The 24,614-nt window shown below is 43.4% G+C and carries 11 protein-coding genes; 5 read left to right on the top strand and 6 right to left on the bottom strand.

From position 1 onward, the window contains the following. Position 1 precedes the first annotated feature (1 nt). The 5 genes from AAHJ11_RS12750 to AAHJ11_RS12730 all read right to left on the bottom strand — a co-directional run bounded on the left by AAHJ11_RS12750 (position 2) and on the right by AAHJ11_RS12730 (position 10,527). Positions 2–4,513 (bottom strand): translocation/assembly module TamB domain-containing protein, encoded by a 4,512-nt coding sequence (locus AAHJ11_RS12750; RefSeq protein WP_217723282.1) that lies wholly within the window; start codon positions 4,511–4,513, stop codon positions 2–4. A gap of 114 nt (positions 4,514–4,627) precedes the next feature. Continuing rightward, positions 4,628–6,961 carry a hybrid sensor histidine kinase/response regulator gene (locus tag AAHJ11_RS12745; protein ID WP_413579594.1) on the bottom strand — a complete coding sequence of 778 codons (2,334 nt, stop codon included), beginning with the start codon at positions 6,959–6,961 and terminating at the stop codon, positions 4,628–4,630. Between the two features lie 40 nt (positions 6,962–7,001). Beyond that, positions 7,002–8,360, bottom strand: a complete 1,359-nt coding sequence (locus tag AAHJ11_RS12740; RefSeq protein WP_195649251.1) for an MATE family efflux transporter — start codon at positions 8,358–8,360, stop codon at positions 7,002–7,004. Between the two features lie 83 nt (positions 8,361–8,443). Further along, positions 8,444–9,682, bottom strand: coding sequence for a M16 family metallopeptidase (locus tag AAHJ11_RS12735; protein ID WP_195649252.1), 1,239 nt, complete (start codon positions 9,680–9,682; stop codon positions 8,444–8,446). Between the two features lie 5 nt (positions 9,683–9,687). After that, positions 9,688–10,527 (bottom strand): peptidylprolyl isomerase, encoded by an 840-nt coding sequence (locus tag AAHJ11_RS12730; RefSeq protein WP_148363880.1) that lies wholly within the window; start codon positions 10,525–10,527, stop codon positions 9,688–9,690. Between the two features lie 87 nt (positions 10,528–10,614). Between AAHJ11_RS12730 and AAHJ11_RS12725 the strand changes: the two genes are divergently transcribed. Further along, positions 10,615–11,988, top strand: a complete 1,374-nt coding sequence (locus AAHJ11_RS12725; RefSeq protein WP_148363881.1) for a sigma-54-dependent transcriptional regulator — start codon at positions 10,615–10,617, stop codon at positions 11,986–11,988. Positions 11,989–12,208: 220 nt separating this feature from the next. Here AAHJ11_RS12725 and AAHJ11_RS12720 read toward each other — a convergent pair whose 3' ends face one another. Next, complete coding sequence (locus AAHJ11_RS12720; protein WP_413579592.1) at positions 12,209–16,303, bottom strand: two-component regulator propeller domain-containing protein; 4,095 nt, start codon at positions 16,301–16,303, stop codon at positions 12,209–12,211. 179 nt (positions 16,304–16,482) lie between these two features. Between AAHJ11_RS12720 and AAHJ11_RS12715 the strand changes: the two genes are divergently transcribed. From AAHJ11_RS12715 to AAHJ11_RS12700, 4 genes are read left to right on the top strand one after another with little or no spacing between them, the layout of a single operon-like run. After that, the gene (locus AAHJ11_RS12715; protein ID WP_321019698.1) at positions 16,483–19,743 is read left to right on the top strand and encodes a TonB-dependent receptor; all 3,261 of its coding nucleotides are present in this window, start codon (positions 16,483–16,485) and stop codon (positions 19,741–19,743) included. A 19-nt stretch (positions 19,744–19,762) separates the two neighbouring features. Beyond that, positions 19,763–21,697: a RagB/SusD family nutrient uptake outer membrane protein gene (locus tag AAHJ11_RS12710; RefSeq protein WP_195649256.1), complete on the top strand. Its 1,935-nt coding sequence runs from the start codon at positions 19,763–19,765 to the stop codon at positions 21,695–21,697. Positions 21,698–21,749: 52 nt separating this feature from the next. After that, positions 21,750–23,207, top strand: a complete 1,458-nt coding sequence (locus AAHJ11_RS12705) for a sulfatase (RefSeq protein WP_413579591.1) — start codon at positions 21,750–21,752, stop codon at positions 23,205–23,207. A gap of 17 nt (positions 23,208–23,224) precedes the next feature. Next, positions 23,225–24,607, top strand: a complete 1,383-nt coding sequence (locus AAHJ11_RS12700; protein WP_320980639.1) for an alpha-L-fucosidase — start codon at positions 23,225–23,227, stop codon at positions 24,605–24,607. The last annotated feature ends 7 nt before the right edge of the window (positions 24,608–24,614 follow it).

The following is a 24,614-nucleotide window of genomic DNA, read 5'->3' as shown; positions in this document are numbered from 1 at the left end:
CTTACTTCTTTTTCTTAAAGATGAACAGTTCACTGAGTTTGTCCAGTTTCTTGCGAAGTACCAGACCGACTCCGGTTTCCGTAATCTCGCCTTCGAGTACACTCTCGTAGTTTTTATCGTAAAACAGACGGACATAACGGGTTCCGGTTCTATCCAAACGATATTCCAGAGAGATGTTATCAATAAAGGATTCCGCATCATTCGTCGCACTCTCACCTGTAGAAACCTTACCTCCGATTACAATCTGGAAACGATTGTTAAAGAGACGTTGTGAATAACGGAAACTGTAATCCGTACGCTTACCACCCGTATCCGACAAATCGTGATCTTCGATACCGACAGAAACACTGGCATTTTTCAGATTTCCCATCAATGAATTGATTTGGCTGCTTAATACGGAGTTCAGTGCGGAACCCATATTCAATTTACCCAATCCACCACCTCCGCCACCAATCGGTCCGGTGCCAAGATAGGTTTTCATAACCATAATATAGAGAGCTTGTTTACCTCTCTCTTCCGCCCCCATGGCTGTCAACTCGTTTTGTATGGTTGCATCTTCGGGAGCAGATACATCAAATGCAAAGGAAAGATTATCCAACCGGTTCTTGACGACAATGGATACATCGAAATTAACCGAACGCGTTCCGCCGTTCTCTCCTTCGGAAACAGAAGCACGGATACGATCGGTGGCTTTGAAGTTCAACATCGGGTCCATGGGGTTTCCTGTCCATTCCACATAGCTACCGTTATCGATAGCAAATTCTTTGGCGGCAATGACAGGCAAAGCATATTTCATCAAACCGCCGCTCAACGTATAGCGTCCGGTCAATGTCAGATCACCTTGCGGAGTATATTTCATAGAGAGGTCACCTCCCCCTTCCAGTTCGACACGATTGTCATTGCTTGCATCCAAATCGACTTTCAAACGGACGGATGGATCGATATGTACCATCATCACCATGTCCAACCCACCTAAAGAAACAGTCGGCACTTCTTGTTGAACAACCGTAGTGGTGTCGCTAAACGAAGTAAAGGTTACCAGACTTCCCAAACGATCCTGTACCGTCAACGGTGAGTCGGTCAAGATATAGGAAACGTCTGTATTACCCAACAGGCTCATGTTTCCACGCATGTTCAATCCATCCAACGGTCCTTTCACTGTTGCCCGGAAATCGGCAAAGACTTTTCCGTAGACCAGACTCTCACGAGTGCGTTTGGCATCCAGAAGCGTATAGTTCTGCGCCAGCAGATTCAGATTTGCCATCGGTCGGGACATATCCCTGAAATCAACATAACCGTCAATCGTAAATGGAGTTTTTCCTGTTGTATAGATAGCGAATTTATCAAATTCCAACCGATTATTCTTTATCAGTACCGGACGGTTGTCGAACCTGAAATTAGCACCATACTGTTGAGAAAGGACAGAAACGCTATCCAGCACCAGTTCGCCATTAATCAAAGGCTGTTCGGTGCTACCCGTAATGTTCAGATTACCATCCATATCACCAGCCAGCGTAGCCATTTTATCAGGAATAAATACGTTAGCTACACGTAGCGGGAAATGTTCCAGAGTAGCGTTTACTTCCAGACTGTCTTTTCCTGTCCGGGTTGGAAGCAGCTTACCATCCGCCACCATCACTTCTACTTCGTCGTGATTCAGATAGGCGTTCAGGTATTGCTTTCCCTGTTCGCCCGGTAGCCAAGTAGCTCCCACTGTCACGTCACCAATGCGTTGACGTTCATAAGTCAGCTCATCAATAGCCGCTTCAACCGAAAGCTGAAGATCCTTTTCGGTCTGTACATAGTGCGCTTCCGCAGAGAATAAACCGGTTATTTCCGGGAAGTAAGGAAGTACACTGCTCAAATCAGCCAAACTGATTCTTCGGATTTCCACATCAATATTTTGTAGAGAAACGGTGTCTCCCCGTACGGAATGTACACGGAATCCCATTCCTTCGTCATCCCACATATCGACATTGGCGTATACGCGCATATTCTTATGTACATAAATCCAATTATGCTTTTCATTGAAATGGAACTTCTGGAAGGCGATAATCGGTTCTTCCGGAATCAAGGTGAAAGCCAGTCCATCGCCTTTTCCTTTGCCCTCAAACAAGGGACGTGCATTGACACCGAGTAATACTCCTGTTTCTCCTTTTCCATTTTTAAAGTCTACCAACAACTCGGCATCCCGGTCACGAATCTCTCCCGTCAGTGTGGTAGAGAAGGAGAATTGCGGATTCTTGGGGCCGTTAATAACTCCGGCACGCAATTTCATGAGTGTGGTATCTTGTTTGACGGTAAAGAAGATGGTATCCAATTGCAAAGTATCTACTTTCAAGGCATGAATAGCGGCCTTTCCATTGATTCCCCAGTTGGGAGCCGTTCCGAATTTCACTGAAGCGTCATGGTAAGCTATCTTCTTGGTAGCCAGGAAATATGCCAAAGGGTTCTCTTGTCCTGCGGAGAAAGAGAAAATAGCAGTTGGCAATGCTTTGCGTAATTCAGCGTGATTCAAGGCTTTCTCATCAATCTGCTTCATCAGTACATCTACAAAATGAGTGGACTGGCGAATCAAAGGATTAACACCGGAACGTGCACTCAAATCAAGTTTCATATCTCCGGAGATTAAATGGGTGAATACGCGGTTCTGACGAGCCTCTGCCAAAAAATTGAAAGCAAGCGGACGTTTCATTGGCTCCGGCATGATTCCCAGTTCATGCAAATCCAATTGGGTGACATCAATCGTTACCTTACCGTCGGGGTAGCTGTGTGCCAGATTGTATTCAGCATCCGTTGTCATTTTCAATAAGGCATTATCACTTGCCAGATGTGCAGTGACCAAGGCGCCCTTAAGTTCTCCCGTCAGATCAAGATTGGAAAGATGGTATTTAGCATAATGAAGCTGATCTAATGAAAGATTCAGTTTGGCAAATGAATGGTAGGACATGACATCCAATCCACGACCATTAGCCGCAGCCGAAAGAGAAAGTTCATAGATAGAGTCTTTCGGGAGGAAACTGTGAAGTTGCAGATTGTCTATTTTCAGATCAGCCTTATAGACTTCGGTAGCGGTATTTAAGGCTGCATTCACGTCCATAGCTCCTTGTCCTTCTTTCAAACGGAGATTTGCTTTATATTCAGGACCTTTGATATCTACTTTCGCCACCAGATTCATACTGTCAGGAATAACAAGCGTGCCATTAGGGGCTTCTCCCGACAGAGCGGTCAGGAAGTTCAGGTTTTGAGTGGTCATTTTCAAGCCGATGGTTCCGGTGCGTGTGAGGCTGTCAGCAAGGTTTTCCAGAAGACCACCACCCTCCAATGCAAAAGCACCCGGCAGATCTACCGTGAAACGGGAAATCTGCATTTCTTTCAGATTGCCGTCCGTGCCGGCACGGATGACGAGCGGGCGGAAGGGATAGGCTTCTTTGAAGCTTTCAGGCAGACCACCGGCAAATAGCATGACGTCTTCTTTGCCGATATAGGCATTGAGACGGGCGGATAAGCGTCCCGTAGTGGGGATATTGACCAGTTCCCAATAGGTATGGGCAGATAAATCGATTTCAGAATGGGGAGTGTTCAGTTTCAAACCGGGAACACAGATAACAGAATCATTGGAGTAGGCTCTACCCGTCAGGGAAGTGACGCTCAATCCGGAACGTTCGTTCATGGTAAATTCACGAATGACTGCGTTCATATCCCTCCCTTTATACAGCAAGGAATCCAGAGCGATGCGAATATCCCGGACGGCAATATGAGAAGCATCGAAGCCCTCTGCCGGTTGAGCAGTTCCGGTATCATAGCTGGCGGAGGTTCCCGATAATAAGAACTTCTTCAAGTCGTAGTACTGATTCTTCAAATCCGCTTGAGCATCATCGATGGCTGCTTCTCCAATATGGGTCGCCATACGCATGGAATCAGCAGGAAGCTGCATACTGAACGATACATTTTTCAATTTCAACTGATGAAGAGCTACTTTCCAGTTGATCGGAGCAGAAGCTGTGGTATCTTTGGGCGTAGTTGTGGTATCATTCATCAGTAGTTGCACGTGAGTGTCGGATAGTTCGACCTGATTGATTACCGCTACTTCATTAGACAGATCGACGCCATGACTTTGCAGGAAGAAACGTCCCAAAACGCCTTTAATCTTCATTCCCTCCATCAAATCGGCTGAATTAACGGCTACCCGGCTCAAAGTCACTTCATCCACTTCTACTTTTCCTTTTATCAACGGCCATGCCTGTACACGGACATTGAGGCTTTCTAAAGACAAAAGGGTGTCCGGCTGTTGAATGACCTCCACACCACGTACCAACAGATTAAGTGGGAAACGAAGGTCTATCCGCTCCACCTGAATCTGCATGCCGGTTGCTTTAGAGGCGTATGCAGTAACCTCCCGACGCAAAAGATTCTGAACGGGAGGAACATAAAGCAATACCATTAGTATTACAAAGAGTATTATAGGAGTAAGCAGTATCCAGCTTACCCAACGTATCCATTTTCGTTTCATGTAAAATGTGTCAGTGTAAATAAGGTGACACAAAGTAAACAAATTATTTTGAAAAAAGGTTTGGGTAATAGTAAGAAAGATATAAATAGTAGCTAAGGAGTAGGAGAAACCAGCTTATTGGGGCTTCTTCATTGTCTCCAAATAAAGCTCCGCTTCACTAATTATTTTACGGACAGCTTCTAATGTATTAAATGTTATTTCTTCTATTTTTTCCGAGAATTCTTCTCCACGACAAGCCTCCAACCATTTTAGCGGAGCGATGGTTTCCTCCGCTCCGATCATTGTGAAGAGAGGGAGAAGTTTATGCGCCATGGCAGCTATCCCATCCACTTCTTTATCGTTCAATGCTTGTTGCATCCGTTCGATATTCCTACCTGTCTCTTCAATAAAAGTATGAATGATGGAGTATGCTGCTTCCGGATCATCTTCAGAATAAGCAGTAAGTGCAGAAAAGTTGATCCCGACAGTTCCCATATCTTCTGTAATATGCGCTTCATCGGCCGAAAGTTGACCTTCATTTACTGTTAGCAACAATTCCTTTACTGTAAACGGTTTATGCAAACAACCGGCAAAACCATGTTCATGTAAAGCGGCTTTATCCATCTCACTACGGGCAGTCACAGCAATAACAGGGATTGTTTTTGCTTGTGGTATATTAGAAGCCCGTAATAGTTTTACCAGATCAAACCCGTTAATGGCAGGCATTTGTATATCTGTCAGCAATACATCGAAGACGGAAGAGCGAAGTTGCTCAATCAACTGTTCCAGCTGTTCACAGCACACTGCATCAATACCATGCTGTTTCAACATGGCAGCAGTCAGATTCAACTGAATCTTATCGTCATCAATCAAGAGCACACGAATGACTTTCATGGGAGGAATGCCAGCCGACTGTTTGGGAGCGTATGGACTTTCGTTCTCCGATGATTCACTTTCCGGAGATTCACTCTCCGCAAGGGATTTACCTACCGGATACAGAGGCAGAACGACCGTAAAACAGCTCCCCTCACCCAATGTACTCTGCACGTCGATTGTTCCCTCAAGCAAGGTTACCAGCTTCTTCACAATAGACAGTCCGAGTCCGAATCCTTCTTCCCCCTGTGCACCGGAAAGACGTGTGAACTCCTGGAAAATACGTTCACGATCTTCTGATGCCATTCCTTTTCCTGTATCGGCTATAGCAATGGTTAACTTTGAAGAATCATAACCGGCTGTCAGGCTAATCTCGCCTTTTTGAGTAAATTTTACAGCATTGGACAAAAGGTTATTCACAATTTGCCGAAGTCGCAAAGGATCGCTAATATATCCTCTGTTCAGTTCCGAAGCGACGTGACATTGCAAGGCTAATCCTTTGGCAGCAGTCAGAGGTTCGAAACTGACATAAATTTCATCAAATAGCTGGGAGGGGTTAAAGGTTACACGATTCACTTCCGCTTTATTGAGATCAAGCCGGTGGAAATCGAGCAAGTCACTGACTAACTTCAATAAATGTTCCGAAGAACTTTTCATATTGTCGAGATAGAATCGTTGCCGTTCATCTTCTGTCAACCGGGACAGAAGCTCGGTATATCCCATAATTGAGCCTAACGGAGCTTTAAAATCATGGGTAATGGCAAGCATTAATTTCTCGCGGGCAACAAGCAAATCTTCCGCCCGTTTATTCGCTACCTCCAATTGCCGACGGTAACGGTTGCTACGGGAAATATCCCGCATAATCAATATCAGGAAAAAAGCAGATAATAGTACGGCACCAACCGCGATACCGCCGATGATACGTGCCGACCGCATCCTCACTTCCTGCTGAAGTTCGGCATCCTGACGGGCACGCAAGGTCATTTCTTCCTCATATTGTTTAATCAGGCTATCCATCCGTGCCGTCAACTGCGTATTCATCCGCTGGTACTTTGTACTGGTACGCCGGATTGTTTTCCTCCGTTGCAGTCGTTTTTCTTCGGTAGCCATGCGGATTTTCTGCTGAAGAGAATCTTTGGAAGTGGTCGGTTGAAGAATGGTATCGGTAGCGACTTCCAACGATGTATTTACTAATACGGCACTGTCTTGTTTAGAAGGGGAAAACACCTCGGCGAGTCGCTTAAAGAATCCCTTCTTTTTAGGCGTAGTGATTAAAGAGTCACGCTTGGTAATGACCCGATGTTGTACCCGCTGCTGGGTAATAACTGAATCCTGTTCGGAAATGATTTCTTCGATTTCCGAAGCAGAGAGAAGACTGTCGTTTGCTTCACTTAGCACCCGCAACATCTGAATCGTGTTTTGATCTTTCTCATGGAGAAGGGTCAACAGACTGTCTGTTCTTAAATTCTGTTGATCGTCGGCGGCCGACAATGCTTCCATCTCACGATGTACAAACACCAGCGAGAAAAGGAGGATCGCCAGCAACAAAGTGTAACCGGCGGTTATTTTCAACTTTGTAAAACGGAAGGAAGCCATTGGGGTTAAGTATTAAGTTTTAAGTATCAAGTATTTAGTATCAGGTTTTGGGATGGGGTTCGGGGAGTTTCGTCATGTGATGAAAACGCCACCAAAGCATCAATCCTGCGCTCGTCAAACCAAAAGGGAACGCCATCCAGACACCTACTACTCCCCATCCCATCACAAAGCCACAGAAATAACCTACAGGAAGGGAAATAATGAAATAGGCGACAAAGGCAATCACCATCATTAGTTTTACATCTGAAATTCCACGCAAAGCGTTGGCAAAAGTAATCTGCAGTCCGTCGCCAAACTGATAAACGAGGAAAGGTAAGATTAGAGAGGTCACCATAGCAGCCACTTCCTGACTGTCGGTAAACCAGCCTCCCAAGTAATTCCGGCAAAGGAAGACAATCAAAGAAAGCACAACACCCAATGTCATCATCAGATGAAAACCTGCATAGGCAGAACGACGTACATTGATGATGTCATTCTGACCTTTGAAGTTACTGACACGAACAGCCACAGCGGCACCCATACCGTAATACATCATAAATGTAAACTGCGAAATAGCCAGCATAACCTGATGGGAAGCCAGAGCGATAGTACCCAGCCAACCGATCATGATCGCACTTAGACTAAAGGAGGCTGTCTCCATTCCCATTTGAAAGGCAACCGGCCATCCGATCCCATTCAAACGTCCAAATATAGCTCGTGACCATCCCAAACGGAAAAAGCCAATCTTATAGCGGACAAAACGCGGACTACGCATAAAGATTATGATAAATATAATCACCATCACGATACGCGAGAACAGCGTGCTGATACCTGCTCCCAACAGACCTAATTCGGGCAATCCGAGCTTTCCATAAATCAGGATATAGTTTCCTATGATATTCAAGACATTTCCACCAAGCAATATCCACATGGCGGTTTTAGTATCCGTAATTCCGTCTGTAAACTGCTTAAATCCATTGAAAAGCATGACAAACACTAGCGAAGCGAGCAAAACAAGATAATACGGTTTAATCAGAGGAATCAATTCTTCCGGCTGTCCGAGACGTTCTATATTTAGATAAAGAACAGTCATACAGATAGTCAGCAGCAATGCAACCATCAGGTTTGCCAGCAAACTGTTGCGTAAAGCCTGTCCCGCAGGGGCATACTGCCGGGTTCCATACAAACCTCCCACAATGGGAGTCAGCCCATACGAAAAACCCGTACTGAAAATAATCGCCAGATTGAACACATTATTGACGAAGGAAGCTGCTCCCAGCTCAATCGTACTATGATGTCCGATCATTAACGTATCCGCGAATCCAAGAACGATTACTCCTATTTGACCGATCACAATCGGCAATCCGAGAAAAATCAGTGCTTTATAATGCTCTTTATATGTACTATAAATATGTCTCATTTACTTTTTCGTTACCTAAACGAATCTCCATTTTCAGGCAAAGGGACTTTTCCCTTTCACTGGTAGATTATAAAAGGGAGAATTTAATTTTGTTGTTTCTTATAATAAAGTATTACTCCGTTCTCCTTACGGAAAGCAGATTGAGCCACCGCCCGCAATTGGTCAGCTGTGACAGATCGATAACGATCAACCTCTTTTTCCATGTCTTCCGCCCGGCCAAGCAATTCGTACCAAGCCAGGTTGGTTGCCACATTCAAATAATTGATGTTGCCGAATATCTGGGTAGACTCAAATTTATTCTTCACCTTTTCCAGTTCCTGTTCGTCAACCAATTCTTGTTGCAACAAATCCAGTTCTTCCCGTACTGCCGCTTCCGCCTGTTCCAGGGTGACACCTGCCGAAGGTTTGCCACTAATATGGAATAACCCCGCATCTACACTGCCGGAAATATAGGCATCTATACTTGAGAATAATTGTTTCTGCTGTACCAAACGCTGGCTCAAACGGCTGGAACGCCCGTTGCTCAACACATCCGACAGAATATCAAACGCATAATAATCCGGATGATGATGATCGGGCATATGGTAAGCCATAAACAGGGAATCAAGAGGAACATTTCTCTCAACTGTCAGTCGACGTTCTTCCGTCTGCTCCTGTTCCTGTGGCAGGTTCCGTTGAGGAACTTCCCGACGAGGAATAGAGGCAAACCATTTTTCCGTCAAAGCAACCGCTTCTTCGAAAGAGATATTGCCGGTCACAGCCAATATAGCATTATTGGGAGCATAAAAACGGAAAAAGAATGCCTCCACTTCTTCCAGCGTAGCATTGGCTATATGCGACAACTCTTTTCCGATAGTAGGCCATTGATAAGGATGCGTCTGATAAGCCAGAGGACGCAAAAGATGCCCTACATCTCCATAGGGCTGATTCAAACAACGCTGTTTGAATTCTTCCATTACTACTCCCCGCTGTACCTCCAGACTCCGTTCACTAAAATCAAGACTCAGCATCCGGTCGGATTCCAGCCAAAAGCCGGTTTCTACGTTCTGACGAGGTACAGTGAGGTAGTAATTGGTTATATCATTATTCGTCCAGGCATTATTCTCTCCACCCGCCAGTTGAAGCGGCATATCATAATCGGGAATATTCACCGATCCTCCGAACATCAGGTGTTCGAACAAATGGGCAAAACCGGTATGTTCGGGATCTTCGTCACGGGCTCCCACATTATATAATATATTAAGGGCAACCATCTGCGTACTTTCGTCCTGCGAATGTACCAAACGTAACCCATTATCAAGAATATGCCTGTTGATTTTCATATATTTCAGTCAAGTATTGTCACCTTTGTTATTTTTACATCTTCTTCGGGACGGTCGCTACGGTCGGTTTTCACCTGCTGGATTTTATCCACAATATCCATACCTTTCACGACTTCGCCGAATACGGTATATTCGCCATCCAGATGCGGAGTTCCTCCCACCGTTGTATAGGCTTCAATCTGTTCCGGAGTGAAATGAAATTCCGGTTCTTTGGCAGCCATTTCCTGTGCCTGTGCAAACAGTTTTTCCTGCAAATCATAAAGACCGTTCTCGTCATTTTCTTTCCGCATCTTATAGATTTCTTTCATGTGTTTCTGTGCCAGCGTATTGAAAATAACATTAATCTTATTCTCATTCATCTGGCTTTCCATACCCAGCAAGGTAGAATCATTGAACACCTTACCCGTCACGATATAAAACTGGCAACCGGAAGATTCTTTCTTCGGGTTCACATTATCTCCCTGACGAGCAGCGGACAGGGCACCTTTCTTATGGAAATATTTAGGATATACAAATTCTGCGGGAACAGTATAACCTACATCTCCGGTACCCAACATTTTTCCTTTCGGCGCATTCTTTGAGTCCGGGTCACCTGCCTGAATCATAAAATCTTTGATAACGCGATGAAACAACGTACCTTCATAAACTCCGTCTTTCACCAGTTTGATAAAATTATCGCGATGCTTCGGTGTCTCATTATAGAGCTTTACCTCAATGTCTCCTAAAGTGGTTTCAATCTTTACCAACGTTTCTTTATCCATGTCTCCTCCTTTTTTTGTTCCGGTTTTGCAGGCAGTAAGTCCGCAAAACGATATGGTTAATATGATCAATAAAATCTTTTTCATAACGCTTTTATTTAATTTAAGTTTGCAAATATACCATTTTCGCCTAAATCCTCTTACCTTTGTGACTTAAAAGAATCAAAACCTGACATGATGAGCTCCATATTGATCGTTGAAGATGATATCACTTTTGGAATGATGCTAAAAACCTGGTTAGGCAAAAAGGGCTTTGAAGTATCATCAGTGAGTAATATTGCCCGCGCCCGAAAACATATTGAAAGCCAAAGCGTCGACCTCATTTTATCAGACTTGAGACTCCCCGACCACGAGGGCATTGATCTACTGAAATGGATGAACGAACAAGGCATTGATATTCCTTTAATTATCATGACCGGTTATGCAGATATACAATCGGCTGTGCAAGCAATGAAACTGGGAGCACGTGATTATATCGCCAAACCTGTGAATCCGGAAGAGTTGCTGAAGAAAATCGCAGAATCCTTACAGGTCGGAAAGGTTCCGGTGACTCATAATACCGCCAAATCTTCTTCTAAAAAAAGCACCTCCATTTCATCTAAAGATTCAACAGAAAATCATCATGCCTATCTGGAAGGTGAAAGTGATGCAGCCAAACAACTTTACAACTATGTAGGTCTGGTAGCTCCTACCAATATGTCCGTACTTATCAACGGTTCCAGCGGAACAGGAAAAGAATATGTGGCACACCGCATCCACCAACTTAGCAAACGGAATGACAAGCCGTTTATTGCCGTAGATTGTGGCTCTATCCCCAAAGAACTGGCGGCCTCCGAATTTTTCGGTCATGTAAAAGGTTCGTTCACAGGAGCCTTGACAGATAAGACGGGGGCTTTCGTTGCTGCCAACGGCGGAACTATCTTCTTGGATGAAATCGGGAATCTTAGTTACGAAGTACAAATACAACTGCTCCGTGCCCTGCAAGAGAGAAAGATACGTCCGGTAGGCTCCATGCAGGAAATATCAGTAGACATCCGTCTGGTATCTGCAACAAATGAAAATCTGGAACAAGCTATCGAAAAAGGAACTTTCCGTGAAGATCTTTATCACCGTATTAATGAATTTACGTTGAAAATGCCTGACCTAAAAGAGCGGGAAGAGGACATCCTGCTCTTTGCAAATTTCTTTCTTGATCAGGCAAATAAGGAGCTGGACAAGCATCTGATAGGCTTTGATGCAAAAGCATCACAGGCTTTACTGAACTATCATTGGCCAGGTAACTTACGCCAAATGAAGAATATCGTGAAAAGAGCGACCTTATTGGCACAAGGCAGTTTCATCACTCTCCTTGAACTTGGGACCGAACTTTTGGAAACTCCCGTATCCAGTGTCACAAGCATAGCATTACGCAATGAAGATACCGAAAAGGAACATATTCTGGAAGCATTGCGCCAAACCGGAAATAATAAGAGCAAAGCTGCACAGTTACTGAATATTGACCGGAAGACATTATATAATAAATTGAAATTATATAATATTGATTTGTAGCAATTTACAATCTTATATTTCTCAAGCATTCTCACTGTGATGAGAAAAAACTCTCATAGGCATGAGAAAAAGTTCTCACTATAATGAGTATTTTTTCTCATCACAGTGAGAACACTTTAGATTGTACTTCCCTGATACTATTTGACTAGTTCTTTCTTTATTCTTGTTACAGGTTGATTAGAATGATTGCGTAATAACCTGCTAATAATTGGCTACCTTTCTATATTTCTCCCATATATTTAGAAGGAGATACTCCAAAATGTTCCGTGAAATGTTTGCGAAGAGTGCGAGTATCAGAATATCCGACCATTTCCGAAATCTCCTGAATAGAATAGCGGTTTTCCAGAATTAATGACGCCGCTTTGCTTATACGTATACTGCGGATCATATCTATGACCGACAAATCACTACGCTGCTTCACTTTCCGATACAACGTAGGCTGGCTCATATTTAATTGTTCCGCCAACATCTTCACATTAAAATCTTCATTGGAAAGATTAACCTCTATAACATGAATAAGCTGTTGCAGGAAAGTATCTTCTTTCCCTCCCTCTTCCGATTCTTGTTTCAGCATCAAGGCCTTTGTATAAATCCGTCTCAACCGTTCTCGTTGTAAAATCAGGTTATCCACTTTGGCAAGAAGAATCTCCGGATTGAAAGGTTTCAGCATATAATCATCCGCTCCACTATAAGAACCATGCAAGATATCAGCATCTTCCGATTTTGCAGTCAACATCAAAATCGGAAGATGCGCCGTTTCCTGTTGTGCACGAATCTCCCGACAACAAGTAAAGCCGTCTTTTACAGGCATCATCACATCCGAGATAATGAGGTCGGGCAATTGTTCTTTTGCCATACGCACCCCTTCTTCACCATTGCCGGCTTCATATACTAAATACTTAGAAATAAACAAACTCCGGATATATTCACGGACTTCTTCATTATCCTCAATAACCAACAAGCTTTTTTTGGATGTTGTTTCTTGACTATTTTCTGATGCAGAAAGAAATAGTTCCGACTCCAACTCTTCATTCGGTTTCGTACTCATTTGCTGACAGTCAACCAGTTCATAATCATCTTTTGCAAAATGCTCCTTGCCATCAGGAATATATAAAACAAACGTACTCCCTTCACCCGTTTTGCTCTCCAATGTCACTTTGCCATGATGCAAATCCATCGTATTCTTCACAATGTATAATCCAATCCCTATCTTTGTTGATATTTCCGGTATATTTTCTCCTGTTATGAACGATTCGAAAACATGTTTCTGCAAATCCTTCGGAATCCCTGCCCCTGTATCCGAAACAGCAATCCGGCAATATCCTTGTCCATCTTTCATTGTATGGGAGACAGAGAGCAGGACACTACCACCCGAAGATGTATACTTAAATGCATTCGAAAGAAGATTTTGCATGGCCGAAGTAATTTTGGGTTCATCTACCCAATACAACAGTTTTCCTTCAGGCAGATTAACCTCAAAGCGCAAATCCTTGATCTCCGACATTTGCCGGAATGGTTCCGACACACTCTTTATCACCCGAGCCAAGTCGGTCTCGGACAATTGGAGTTTAACCATTCCTGCCCCTATTTTTTGCACATAAAGTAAATGATCTACTAAAGTATGCAAGGAAGTAGCATTCTTATGCATTATCTGCAATTTCTTATAAAAAGGTTCCAACGGATTAGCTTGTTTCATCAATTCCTGCAACGGAGCAAGAATCAAAGTTAGCGGAGTACGCAGTTCGTGGGCAGCACCAGTAAAGAAATTTTCACGTTCCATACGTATCTGCCGTTCTTTCTCACGCTCCAGACCAACAGTCAGCAATTCATGTTTCATCTGCATTTCATGTTCCAGACGCCGTTGTCTCAATCTTAACAATCGCACAAAATAAGCTATCATGCCAATCACCACAAAGAGAATAAACAACCGAAAAGCCACTGTGCGACTCCAATGAGGAAGTATCTTTATATTCAGGGAAGTCACTGCTCCCGTCTGTCCATCCGGAAATATATTCTTTACCTCGAATACATAGTCCCCTTCCGGCAAGTTAGTATATGAGGCTTTTTCTCCATCATCAGATATCAGCCAATTCTCCTGATAGGGCAAAAGCCGGTAGTTATACTTTTGTTGTTCATTGGAATGAGACAGATTATTGAAAGTCAAAGAAAAATCGCGATTATCATTATTCAAAATAACTTGATTGGTATAAGAGATTCCCTCCCGAAGTATTATTTGACCGTTTATCTCCTTATCTATTTCCACCGGACGGTTGTCGACTTCCAATCCCGTTATCAATACCCGTTCATTTGCAGGATACACATCTACATCATCCGGATGAAAGTAAGTCATACTCTGATTATTCCCAAAGAACAACGTATGGTTACTGAATAAAGCCGAACGGTTACTACCTGCAATATAATAATTATAGAAAAGGTGCTGATGACGGCTATAACGGGAAATTCCCGAATTGCTGCCCAGCCATATATGTCCTTTAGCATCTTCCGTAATACAACCGACAAAATTACTGCACAATCCGTCAGCAGTTGTATAAAATTCACGAATCGAATCCTGTTGAGGAGAGAGAATTGCAAAACCATCCATATAGCCTACATACAGATTTCCATCTGTAGAAGCTAACAATGACCGCACTGAATGATTCTTTACATTTGCTTTCTGCTCATAGCCAGACTTGGCTGATATTTCACCGGAAGCAGAGACAGACACCCTACATACTCCCTGATTGCTTGTGCCCAGCCAGATACCCCCGTCTTTTGTTACAGCAATAGAACGTATGGCAAGTGCTTCTTTTTTATCTAGTTTCTGTTCAACCGGCAAACGCTTGCACATTCTTTTTTTAGGTTCAAAGAGCAAAAGTCCTTTTTCAGTACCCACCCAAATAACTCCTTCAGCATCTATATAGATAGCCCAAATATCCGAAGTATAGATGATACCATCCACCAGCAAAGTATAAGTTATGAATCGGCGGGATTTAACATCATAAACGGTCAATGTCCCATTTCTATTCCCGAACCATAAATTACCCTGTCCATCTTTCAAAGAACAGAGCACAGTTTTACTACTATTTCCCGAACCGGAATATACAGTAGAAAACTGTAGCCTCTTACCTGATTCATAAGGTTCATCACTTCGCATAATACCTTTATGAAAAGTGGCCAGCCATACAAAACAGTCGTCGTCCATCGTTATACTGCAAATCTCATTATGCCTATCCTGATAAAAACGGTTATAGAACTGTGACCGCAAGTCCGAACACATCACTCCTCCACCGTTTGTCCCAATCCAAAGCACCCCATTCGGATCATAATAGGATGAAATCATACGGGTTTCCAAGTTTTGCTGAACTTGTGAAGCTGTATTATTGTAAATTTCAGTAGTGAGTTTCTGTGGATGTTCCTTATCCGGTATCAACAGTGTATAACCACTCCAAGTTACCGCCAGATAACGGTTATTATCTATTGGTATGACTTGATAGACATCCGTATGGGAAAGCTGATTTTCCTCAGTTGTCCCGTCATACGAGATCCGGTCAATCTGATGAGTCCGCAAATGATAGCGAATAATCCCCCGGGCAATGGTTGAAATCCATACAATATCATCCTTACACATGACAGACGTAATCTGAGTAGACTTTATTGTATCTAATGGAATCAACGTCCGGCACAACTTCTCACTATCCGGATGAAATAACAGCAAGTTACTGAAATTGGTAACCAGACACAACCCTCTATTTTCATCAAAGCAAACAGCAGAAAGAAATTCTCCTTTTGCGGATAGTAGCTTAAACTCCTTCTGAAGGTTCGCACAAATAAAGTCTGCATCGCCTGACTGATCTTTATGCTCTTTCCATTGATACAACAATAATTTATCTTCGAATATAGCCCAAAAAGAAGTTTCATTCAAAGGCAACAATCCCCAGAGCCTGACTCCATCCGTCTCCTTTCCGGATATGACAGGAGTAAAACATTCGGATTTTCTATTGAAACAATAAAGTTTATTTCCGGCAATAACACCCAGATAGTCTTTTGATAATTTCACAATCTTTTCAAACGGAGCAGACACTTCCATCGGTCTGAAATTTTTAATTATTTTACCATCATATCGGCTTAAGCCATTATTCGTGCCAAACCACATAAATCCATCCGCATCCTTACAAATGCAAGAAACGGTATTGTCTGCCAGTCCATCCTGCATTGTCAACAAACGAATATCCTTATCAAAAAAAGCATAAACGGAAACCAAAGGAATACTGCTTATTATCAGAACTAGTAAGATTAGATTTAAGCGTTTTGTCATATTAATCAATTTAGGGCAAATAAACGAAATAAAGTCAAAACATACAAAAAAAAAGAATAAAGAAATGCCGCATGAATTAAACATGTACACTGAATGAAAGAAATATGCATATCCGTAAAGACTTTGTTCGCGTACATTTGCAGTACAATAACCTTATGTATAACTTTAAATAAAATGCAATGAGAAAACTAACATCATTACTCACCATGCTATTGCTAGGTATCAGTTTCGTGTATGCGCAGCAAGTCAGCATCAAAGGTACCGTTACAGACAAAAGGCTTAATGAGCCGATTATCGGTGCCAGTGTATTAGTGGAAAACACAAACAACGGAACCATCACAGATATAGATGGTAACTTCTCTCTCAAAAATGTCGCTAAAGGAAATGTGCTGATCATATCTTATATAGGATATCAGCCTCAACGCCTGACATTCGACGGCAATCAAACGACTTTCAATATTATGCTGACCGAAGATACACAAACGCTGGATGAAGTGGTTGTAGTAGGATTCGGTACGCAGAAGAAAGTGAACTTAACCGGAGCCGTAGCGACAGTAGATACCAAAACATTGGAATCCCGCCCGGTCACTTCCGTATCACAGGCCCTGCAAGGGGTCATGCCGGGATTGAACATTGACGTGAATGATAAAGGCGGACGACTGGATAAGAATCCGACAATGAACATCCGTGGCGTCGGTAACCTGGGAACAGGTTCCAGTGCTTCACCACTTGTTTTGATTGACGGTGCCGAAGGAGATATTAACACGCTTAATCCACAGGATATTGCTAATATTTCCGTATTAAAAGATGCAGCTTCCTCTTCTATCTACGGATCTCGCGCTCCGTTTGGTGTGATATTGATTACTACTAAATCCGGAGAAGCAGGAAAGACAACGATCCAATATTCAGATAACTTCCGTTGGTCTCGTCCGACCAATATACCCGACATGCTTGACTCCTATCGTTTTGCCAGATATTTCAATGCAGCGCAACTTAATACAGGAGATGGTAACAAGAAATTTATTTTCGATGCCAACACTATTGATCGTATCCAACGATACATGGCAGGCGAGTATCCATACACCTCTGATCCGGAAGGTTCTCAAGGGAGTAATTTTTTCCCTTTCAATGGAGCGTCTAATGATAACCAAAACTGGCCGCGAAACTTCATAGACAAAACATCTTTCGGACAAGAACATAATTTAAGTATTTCCGGTGGAAGTGAAAAGGTCAAGTATTATATCTCCGGTGCTTTTCTTTCGCAAGAAGGACAAATGAACTACTCTGACGAGAAAAAGAAACGTTTTAATATCAGCGGAAAAGTCAGCGGACAGGTAACCAAATGGTTAAACCTTGACTTCAATGCACGATTTATCCGTGAAGATATTGCAATGCCTACGTTTATCAATCTCTATGGCGACCGTTTCTTTGCAGAAACAACCAAGTTATATCCTACAATGCCATTATATGACAACAACGGACACTATACACGTAATCCCAAGTTAATGCAGTTAACTTCCGGAGGGCGTTCCAACTCAACGAAAGATACTTACTTCACCCAGGGAGGATTTCATTTAACCCCCATCAAAGGATTAGGCATACACGGGCAAGCCAGTCTGCGTACCGAAAGCTATCAACATCAATACAACATTAACAAAGTATATCTATACACTCGTGACAATCAGCCGGTTGAAGAGCAATGGTTGGGTGGTGACGACGATCTTGCCGCCGGAAGAACATCTGCACAAAGCGAAACGGAACAAACTTCCATGGTAACTACGGCTCTTTACGCAGACTATGAATACTCTTGGATGAAGCATAATTTCAAAGCTACCGCAGGTATGAATTCGGAATATTACCGCATCAACAACATGGTAGGCAAACGCTATGACGTAGTCAACGAACTGGTCCCCAGTATCAATACCGCAACAGGAACGAGCGTACTGAAAGCCTTCACAAGAGAATGGGCTACAATGGGTTATTTCGCACGCGTCAACTATGACTACGACGGCAGATACCTGATTGAAGGAAATATCCGTCGTGACGCGACTTCCCGTTTCCGTGGAGATCAACGTTGGGGAACTTTCCCTTCCGTATCCGTCGGTTGGAATATCGCACGCGAAGCATTTTGGGAACCGATACAACAACAAGTAAATCTTTTGAAACTCCGTTTCTCTTATGGTAGTCTGGGAAACCAGAACACAGAGAGCTTCTACCCTACCTATTCCATTCAGGACATTACAGTAGGTAGCGCAGACGACGGAGGCCGTTGGTTGCTTGAGCAGGCCAACAAGTCAAGTATAGCTACTACTCCCGGACTTGTAAGTTCATTGCTCACTTGGGAACGGATCACCAGTTACAATGCCGGTCTGGACTTCGGAGCTTTCAACAACCGTTTGACCGGATATGCTGAATATTATGTCCGCGACACAAAAGACATGGTAGGACCTGCCGAAGAGATTTCTCCGATTGTAGGTGCGTCAGCCCCGAAACTGAACAATACATCTTTACGAACCAAAGGATGGGAATTACAAATAAATTGGCAGGATAGAATCGGTCAGGTAGGTTATCACATATCTCTCAACTTATCCGATGCGCAGACTGAAGTGACAGAATATCCTAACCCTGACAAGACATTCTATACCAAAGACTCTGATGGTAATACAATAGAAAGTTACTGGAAAGGAAAAAAACTAGGTGAAATCTGGGGATTCAAGACAGTAGGCATGGCAAAAACCGATCAGGAAATACAAGATTATATAGCTATCCATGACCAAAGCAGACTTCCCAATGTTGGCAATAACATCTGGAAAGCAGGTGACATCATGTATGCGAATCTCGATGATAATGCTGCTATTGAAAAAGGGACTTCCGCCAACGACCCGAAGGACCTCTGCATTATCGGCAACAGTACACCGCGCTATCGTTTTGGCATCACATTGGGAGCAGATTACAAAGGTTTTGATATCAGCATGATGTTCCAGGGAGTGGCCAAACGCGATATATGGGTAGGTGGAGATGACAGATCTGTATATGAAAAAGGTATGATTTTCTGGGGAGTCAACGGAGGACAATGGGACTCTACAGGATACGAAGAACATTATGATTTCTTCCGCCCGGAAGGTGACGAACTGGGAACAAACCTGAACGCTTACTTCCCTCGTCCCATCATCGGAAGCAAGCAAAATCAACAAGTACAGACTCGTTACCTGCAAAATGCCGCTTATATCCGTCTGAAGAATCTACAAATCGGATATACCTTACCGAAAGCGCTGATACAAAAAATCAGTTTACAAAAAATACGGGTCTTCTTTTCTGGTGACAATCTTTGGACAGGAAGTAAAATGAGTAAGAATTTTGATCCGGAGCTATTATATCAGAATGGTATGAGTTACCCACTAAGCTATACACTCTCCTTCGGTGTCAACATCACATTATAAACCTTAAAAACAGATTATTATGAAACTAAAATATATATTCTTTTCATTCATGGCTGCCTCATTCACTTTGAGTTCATGCAGTGACTTTCTCGACAGGCAACCCTTGACAGACAATACGGACGAAGGATTCTTCACCGAACCGATTCAATTGCAGGCATATTGCAATAAAAAATATGATTTGCTCCCCGATTATAAAGATGTCAATCTTTTCAATGATGACGAAACGAGTGATAATCAGGCAGCAGACGCACCGAAAGATCTCTTTTTGCCCCAGCGCATCAAAGTAGCAACAGATGGCAGCTATAACCGGCAGGAACATTTGCGGGATTGTAACCACTTCCTGCACTATGCTCTTGAGAACCTGAAAAGCGGAAGACTTAATAATACCAATGAAACACAGCAATATATAGGCGAAATGTATTTCTTCCGTGCCTATATTTACTTTGAATACCTAAGAAAGTTTGGAGACTTCCCTATCATTACGGAAGAACTTACCGCTGATGACTATGCCGCCAATGTGGAAGCAAACAAACGTAAGCCACGTAATGAGGTAGCACGTTTTATTCTTAGCGATCTGGATGAAGCTATCAGCCGTCTTTTTCCCCGTAGCAATGCATTAACCAATCACCGGTTGAATCAGGAATCCGCATTATTGTTTAAGTCACGTGTTGCTCTTTATGAAGCCAGTTGGGAGACTTATCACAAAGGAACAGCCCGCGTACCGGGTGGTCCGGGATGGCCGGGAGGAACATTTGATGGTAATCTGGACACAGAAACAGACTTTTTCCTGACACAGGCAATGGAGGCAGCAAAACCTATAGCAGAAGCATTTCTACCCAATATTACCGATAAAATTGAAGACTACATGAATTTGTTCAACCAATATGATTTATCATCCAATAAAGAAGTATTGTTATGGCGTATGTATGCCGTAGATGCAACAGTCAACAGCAAGGTGGAGGGTACGTATCATAGTATCTACTACGGAGAAAAAACAGAAGCCCAAGGTTGTGCCGGCAAAGACGGAGGATACACACGCTCATTAATGGAAACATTCCTGACCACTAACGGTTTGCCTATTTACGCAACCGGCAACACAGAATATCAGGGTGACGCAAGTATTGAAGATGTGATGAAAAACAGAGATCTGCGTCTGGTACAATCAACTTCCAAACCGGGAGATCTCATATGGAGGGGAGCAAACCTTGACCAGACAGGTATCATGAGATATGTCAACTTGCTGAATTCATATGAAAGCGTATCTCATTCCACTACCGGTTATATGGTACGCAAAGGATGGAGAGACAGCAACGTTACTATGAATGATAATTCGCCATTGGCTTATATGATTTTCCGTGCTTCAGAAGCATTCCTCAACTATATGGAAGCCGATTGTATGAAAAACGGAGGAATTTCCATAGATGCAAACAGCCAGAAATACTGGAAAGCATTAAGAAAACGCGCGGGAGTATCAGATGATTATCAAAAGACCATAGACAACACTGACCTGAACAAAGAAAATGACCTGGCTGTATGGTCGGGCAATGAACAAGTTAGCAGACTGCTTTATAATATCCGACGTGAACGCCGTTGTGAGTTTATAGCTGAAGGTATGCGCAAAGACGATTTATTCCGTTGGCGTTCACTAGATAAAATGAAGAATTATATAGTGGAAGGATTCAACTGGGAAGAATATAAGAAAGAGGAGTATTATGTACATCAGACGCAACTGGGATTGAAAATCTATGATAGCAAATATCTGCGGCCATATGCCTTCAACGAGTTGATTATCAACAACAATGGCTATAACTTTGAAGAAGCAAACTATCTTACCCCGATTTCTTATGACATCTTCCGCATGTCGACACCAGTGAAAGGAGGAGACCCAACCACTTCGGTTGTATATCAGAATCCGGGATGGCCGATAGGCTCCAATCTCTATGCAAATCAGTAGCAATTCAATATAAATCATAATCCATTAAAAATAAAAAGCTATTTTTGCCATTATGAGTATTACAACAAGTATGATATATCACCGGACATGGATAATCGGAGCAGCACTTGCTGCTCCGATTCTTCCAGTTTCATCACAGGTCCCCCCTAACCTAGTCTTTATCATGGCCGACCAATATCGGGGAGATGCATTAGGTTGTGTGGGCAAAGAACCTGTAAAAACCCCTTGTCTGGATAAACTTGCTTCCGAAGGAATCCTGTTGACCAATGCAATCAGCAGTTATCCCGTTTCATCACCGGCACGGGCCATGCTGATGACAGGTATGTATCCGCTCCACAATAAGGTGGTAGGCAATTGTAATTCACAAACTGCCCCCTATGATGTAGAACTTCCTCAAGAAGCCCGCTGCTGGAGCGACGTACTGAAAGAAATGAACTATCAGACCGGATATATAGGCAAATGGCACTTGGATTCTCCTCATAAACCTTATGTAGACACCTACAACAACCGCGGTAAAGTAGCATGGAACGAATGGTGTCCGCCCGAACGTCGTCATGGTTTCGATCATTGGATAGCCTACGGGACGTACGATTACCATCTAAAGCCCATGTATTGGGATACTACCGCCCCACGCGATAGTTTCTATTATGTAAACCAATGGGGACCTGCCTATGAGGCAGATAAAGCCATCGAATACATTCAGGCACAAAAAGAGAATAAACAGCCTTTCGCATTAGTCGTTTCAATGAATCCTCCACATACAGGTTATGAACTGGTTCCCGACAACTATAAAGCCATGTATAGGGACTTGAATGTAGAAGCCTTGTGTGCCAATCGCCCCGATATACCTGCCAAAGGGACTGAAATGGGTGACTATTTCAGAGACAACATACGTAACTATTATGCATGTGTTACAGGAGTGGACGAGAACGTAGGACGTATCGTAGACGAATTAAAAAGAAACGGGCTCTTCAAGAATACGATTATAGTGTTTACTTCCGACCACGGCATCTGTATGGGTGCTCACAACCATGCAGGGAAAGATATTTTTTATGAAGAGTCTATGCGTATCCCCATGATTATTTCCTGGCCAGAAAAAATTCAGCCGCGTAAAGACGAACATTTGATGATTGCTTTCGCCGACTTATATCCTTCTCTCCTATCCATGATGGGATTCCGGAAAGAGATTCCCGAAACGGTACAAACATTCGACTTATCCCGGGAAATCCTCGGTGAAAGTAGAAGAGAGGTCGTACAACCTTATTATTTCGTACAGTTCGACAATCATGCCACAGGTTATCGCGGACTACGCACAGCAACCCATACCTTTGTAGTACATGCCCAAAATGGTATTATAGACGAAACAGTTCTTTTCGACCGCACAAAAGACCCATATCAAATAAACAATATAGCCGAACACTCCCCCAAGTTAGTCCGGCAGTTCCGGGAACAACTCAAGAAATGGCTACACCATACCCATGATTCATTTGCCAATTATCTGACCCCCTAATAAATAAATTAAAGACCATGAAGAAACTACATTACTTTATTCTTTTTATCTTTTGCACAGTTACCTGTCTCGCACAACAGCAGAACATCCCTGTCCCCAAGCCTCACCAACTAAAATGGCATGAGGCGGAATTAGGAGCCGTCTTCCACTACGACCTGCATGTGTTCGACGGCATCCGCTATGAGCAAGGCAACAACCGCATTAACCCCATCGAAGATTACAACATATTCAATCCTACCAAACTGAATACCGACCAATGGGTGCAAGCCGCCAAAGCTGCCGGATGCAAATTCGCTGTGCTGACAACCAGTCACGAAACCGGCTTCTGTCTTTGGCAAAGTGATGTCAACCCTTATTGCCTGAAAGCCGTGAAATGGCGGGACGGCAAAGGAGATATTGTACGCGACTTCGTGAACTCCTGCCGCAAATATGGTGTGCAACCGGGCATTTATGTCGGTGTACGATGGAATGCTCTGCTAGGCATCCACAATTTCAAAGCCGAAGGAGAAGGAGAATTCGCAGTCAACCGCCAGACATGGTATAAACGCCTGTGCGAGAGAATGGTTACCGAGCTGTGCACCCGCTACGGCGATCTCTATATGATATGGTTTGACGGTGGAGCCGATGACCCGCGCGGTGACGGTCCGGATGTGGAACCTATCGTGAACAAATACCAACCGAATTGTTTGTTTTACCATAATATAGACCGTGCCGACTTCCGCTGGGGAGGGTCGGAAACCGGTACTGTGGGCTATCCTTGCTGGTCTACTTTTCCCGCTCCCTGCTCGCACCATAAGCGTTTGGAACAAGACAAAGACCTTTTGGAGTTGCTAAAACACGGAAGCAAGGACGGCAAATATTGGGTTCCCGCCATGGCAGACACTCCATTAAGAGGGGCTAACGGACGTCACGAATGGTTTTGGGAACCAGATGACGAAAACAATATTTACCCGGTGGACGTGCTAATGGACAAATATGAAAAATCGGTAGGAAGAAACGCCACGCTAATCCTTGGACTTACGCCCGACCCCACAGGGTTACTTCCCACCGGAGACGTGCAACGGCTCAAAGAAATGGGAGATGAAATCAATCGCCGGTTCGCTTCACCGATAGCACAAACCGCAGGACAGAAGAAAAGTCTGCCCCTTAAGTTTGGCAAAAAGCAACCCGTAAACTACTGCATCATCCAGGAAAACATCAAAAATGGAGAACGCATCCGTCAATATAAAGTAGAAGCGAAAGTGAACGGCAAATGGAAAACCGTCTGCACAGGAGAATCCGTAGGCCACAAACGGATTGAAAAGTTTGAACCGGTAGAAGCAACGGCACTAAGACTGACTGTACTCGAATCTACCGCATTACCGGATATTATCAATTTCAGTGCATACTCCGTCCAATAAAATCGGA

The sequence above is a fragment of the Bacteroides sp. 90-K9/2 genome, from assembly GCF_047310725.1.
In the GTDB taxonomy this organism is placed as follows: domain Bacteria; phylum Bacteroidota; class Bacteroidia; order Bacteroidales; family Bacteroidaceae; genus Bacteroides; species Bacteroides vicugnae.
The sequence above is the reverse complement of the archived record's forward strand: the minus strand, read 5'-3'. Positions and strand labels throughout refer to the sequence as shown.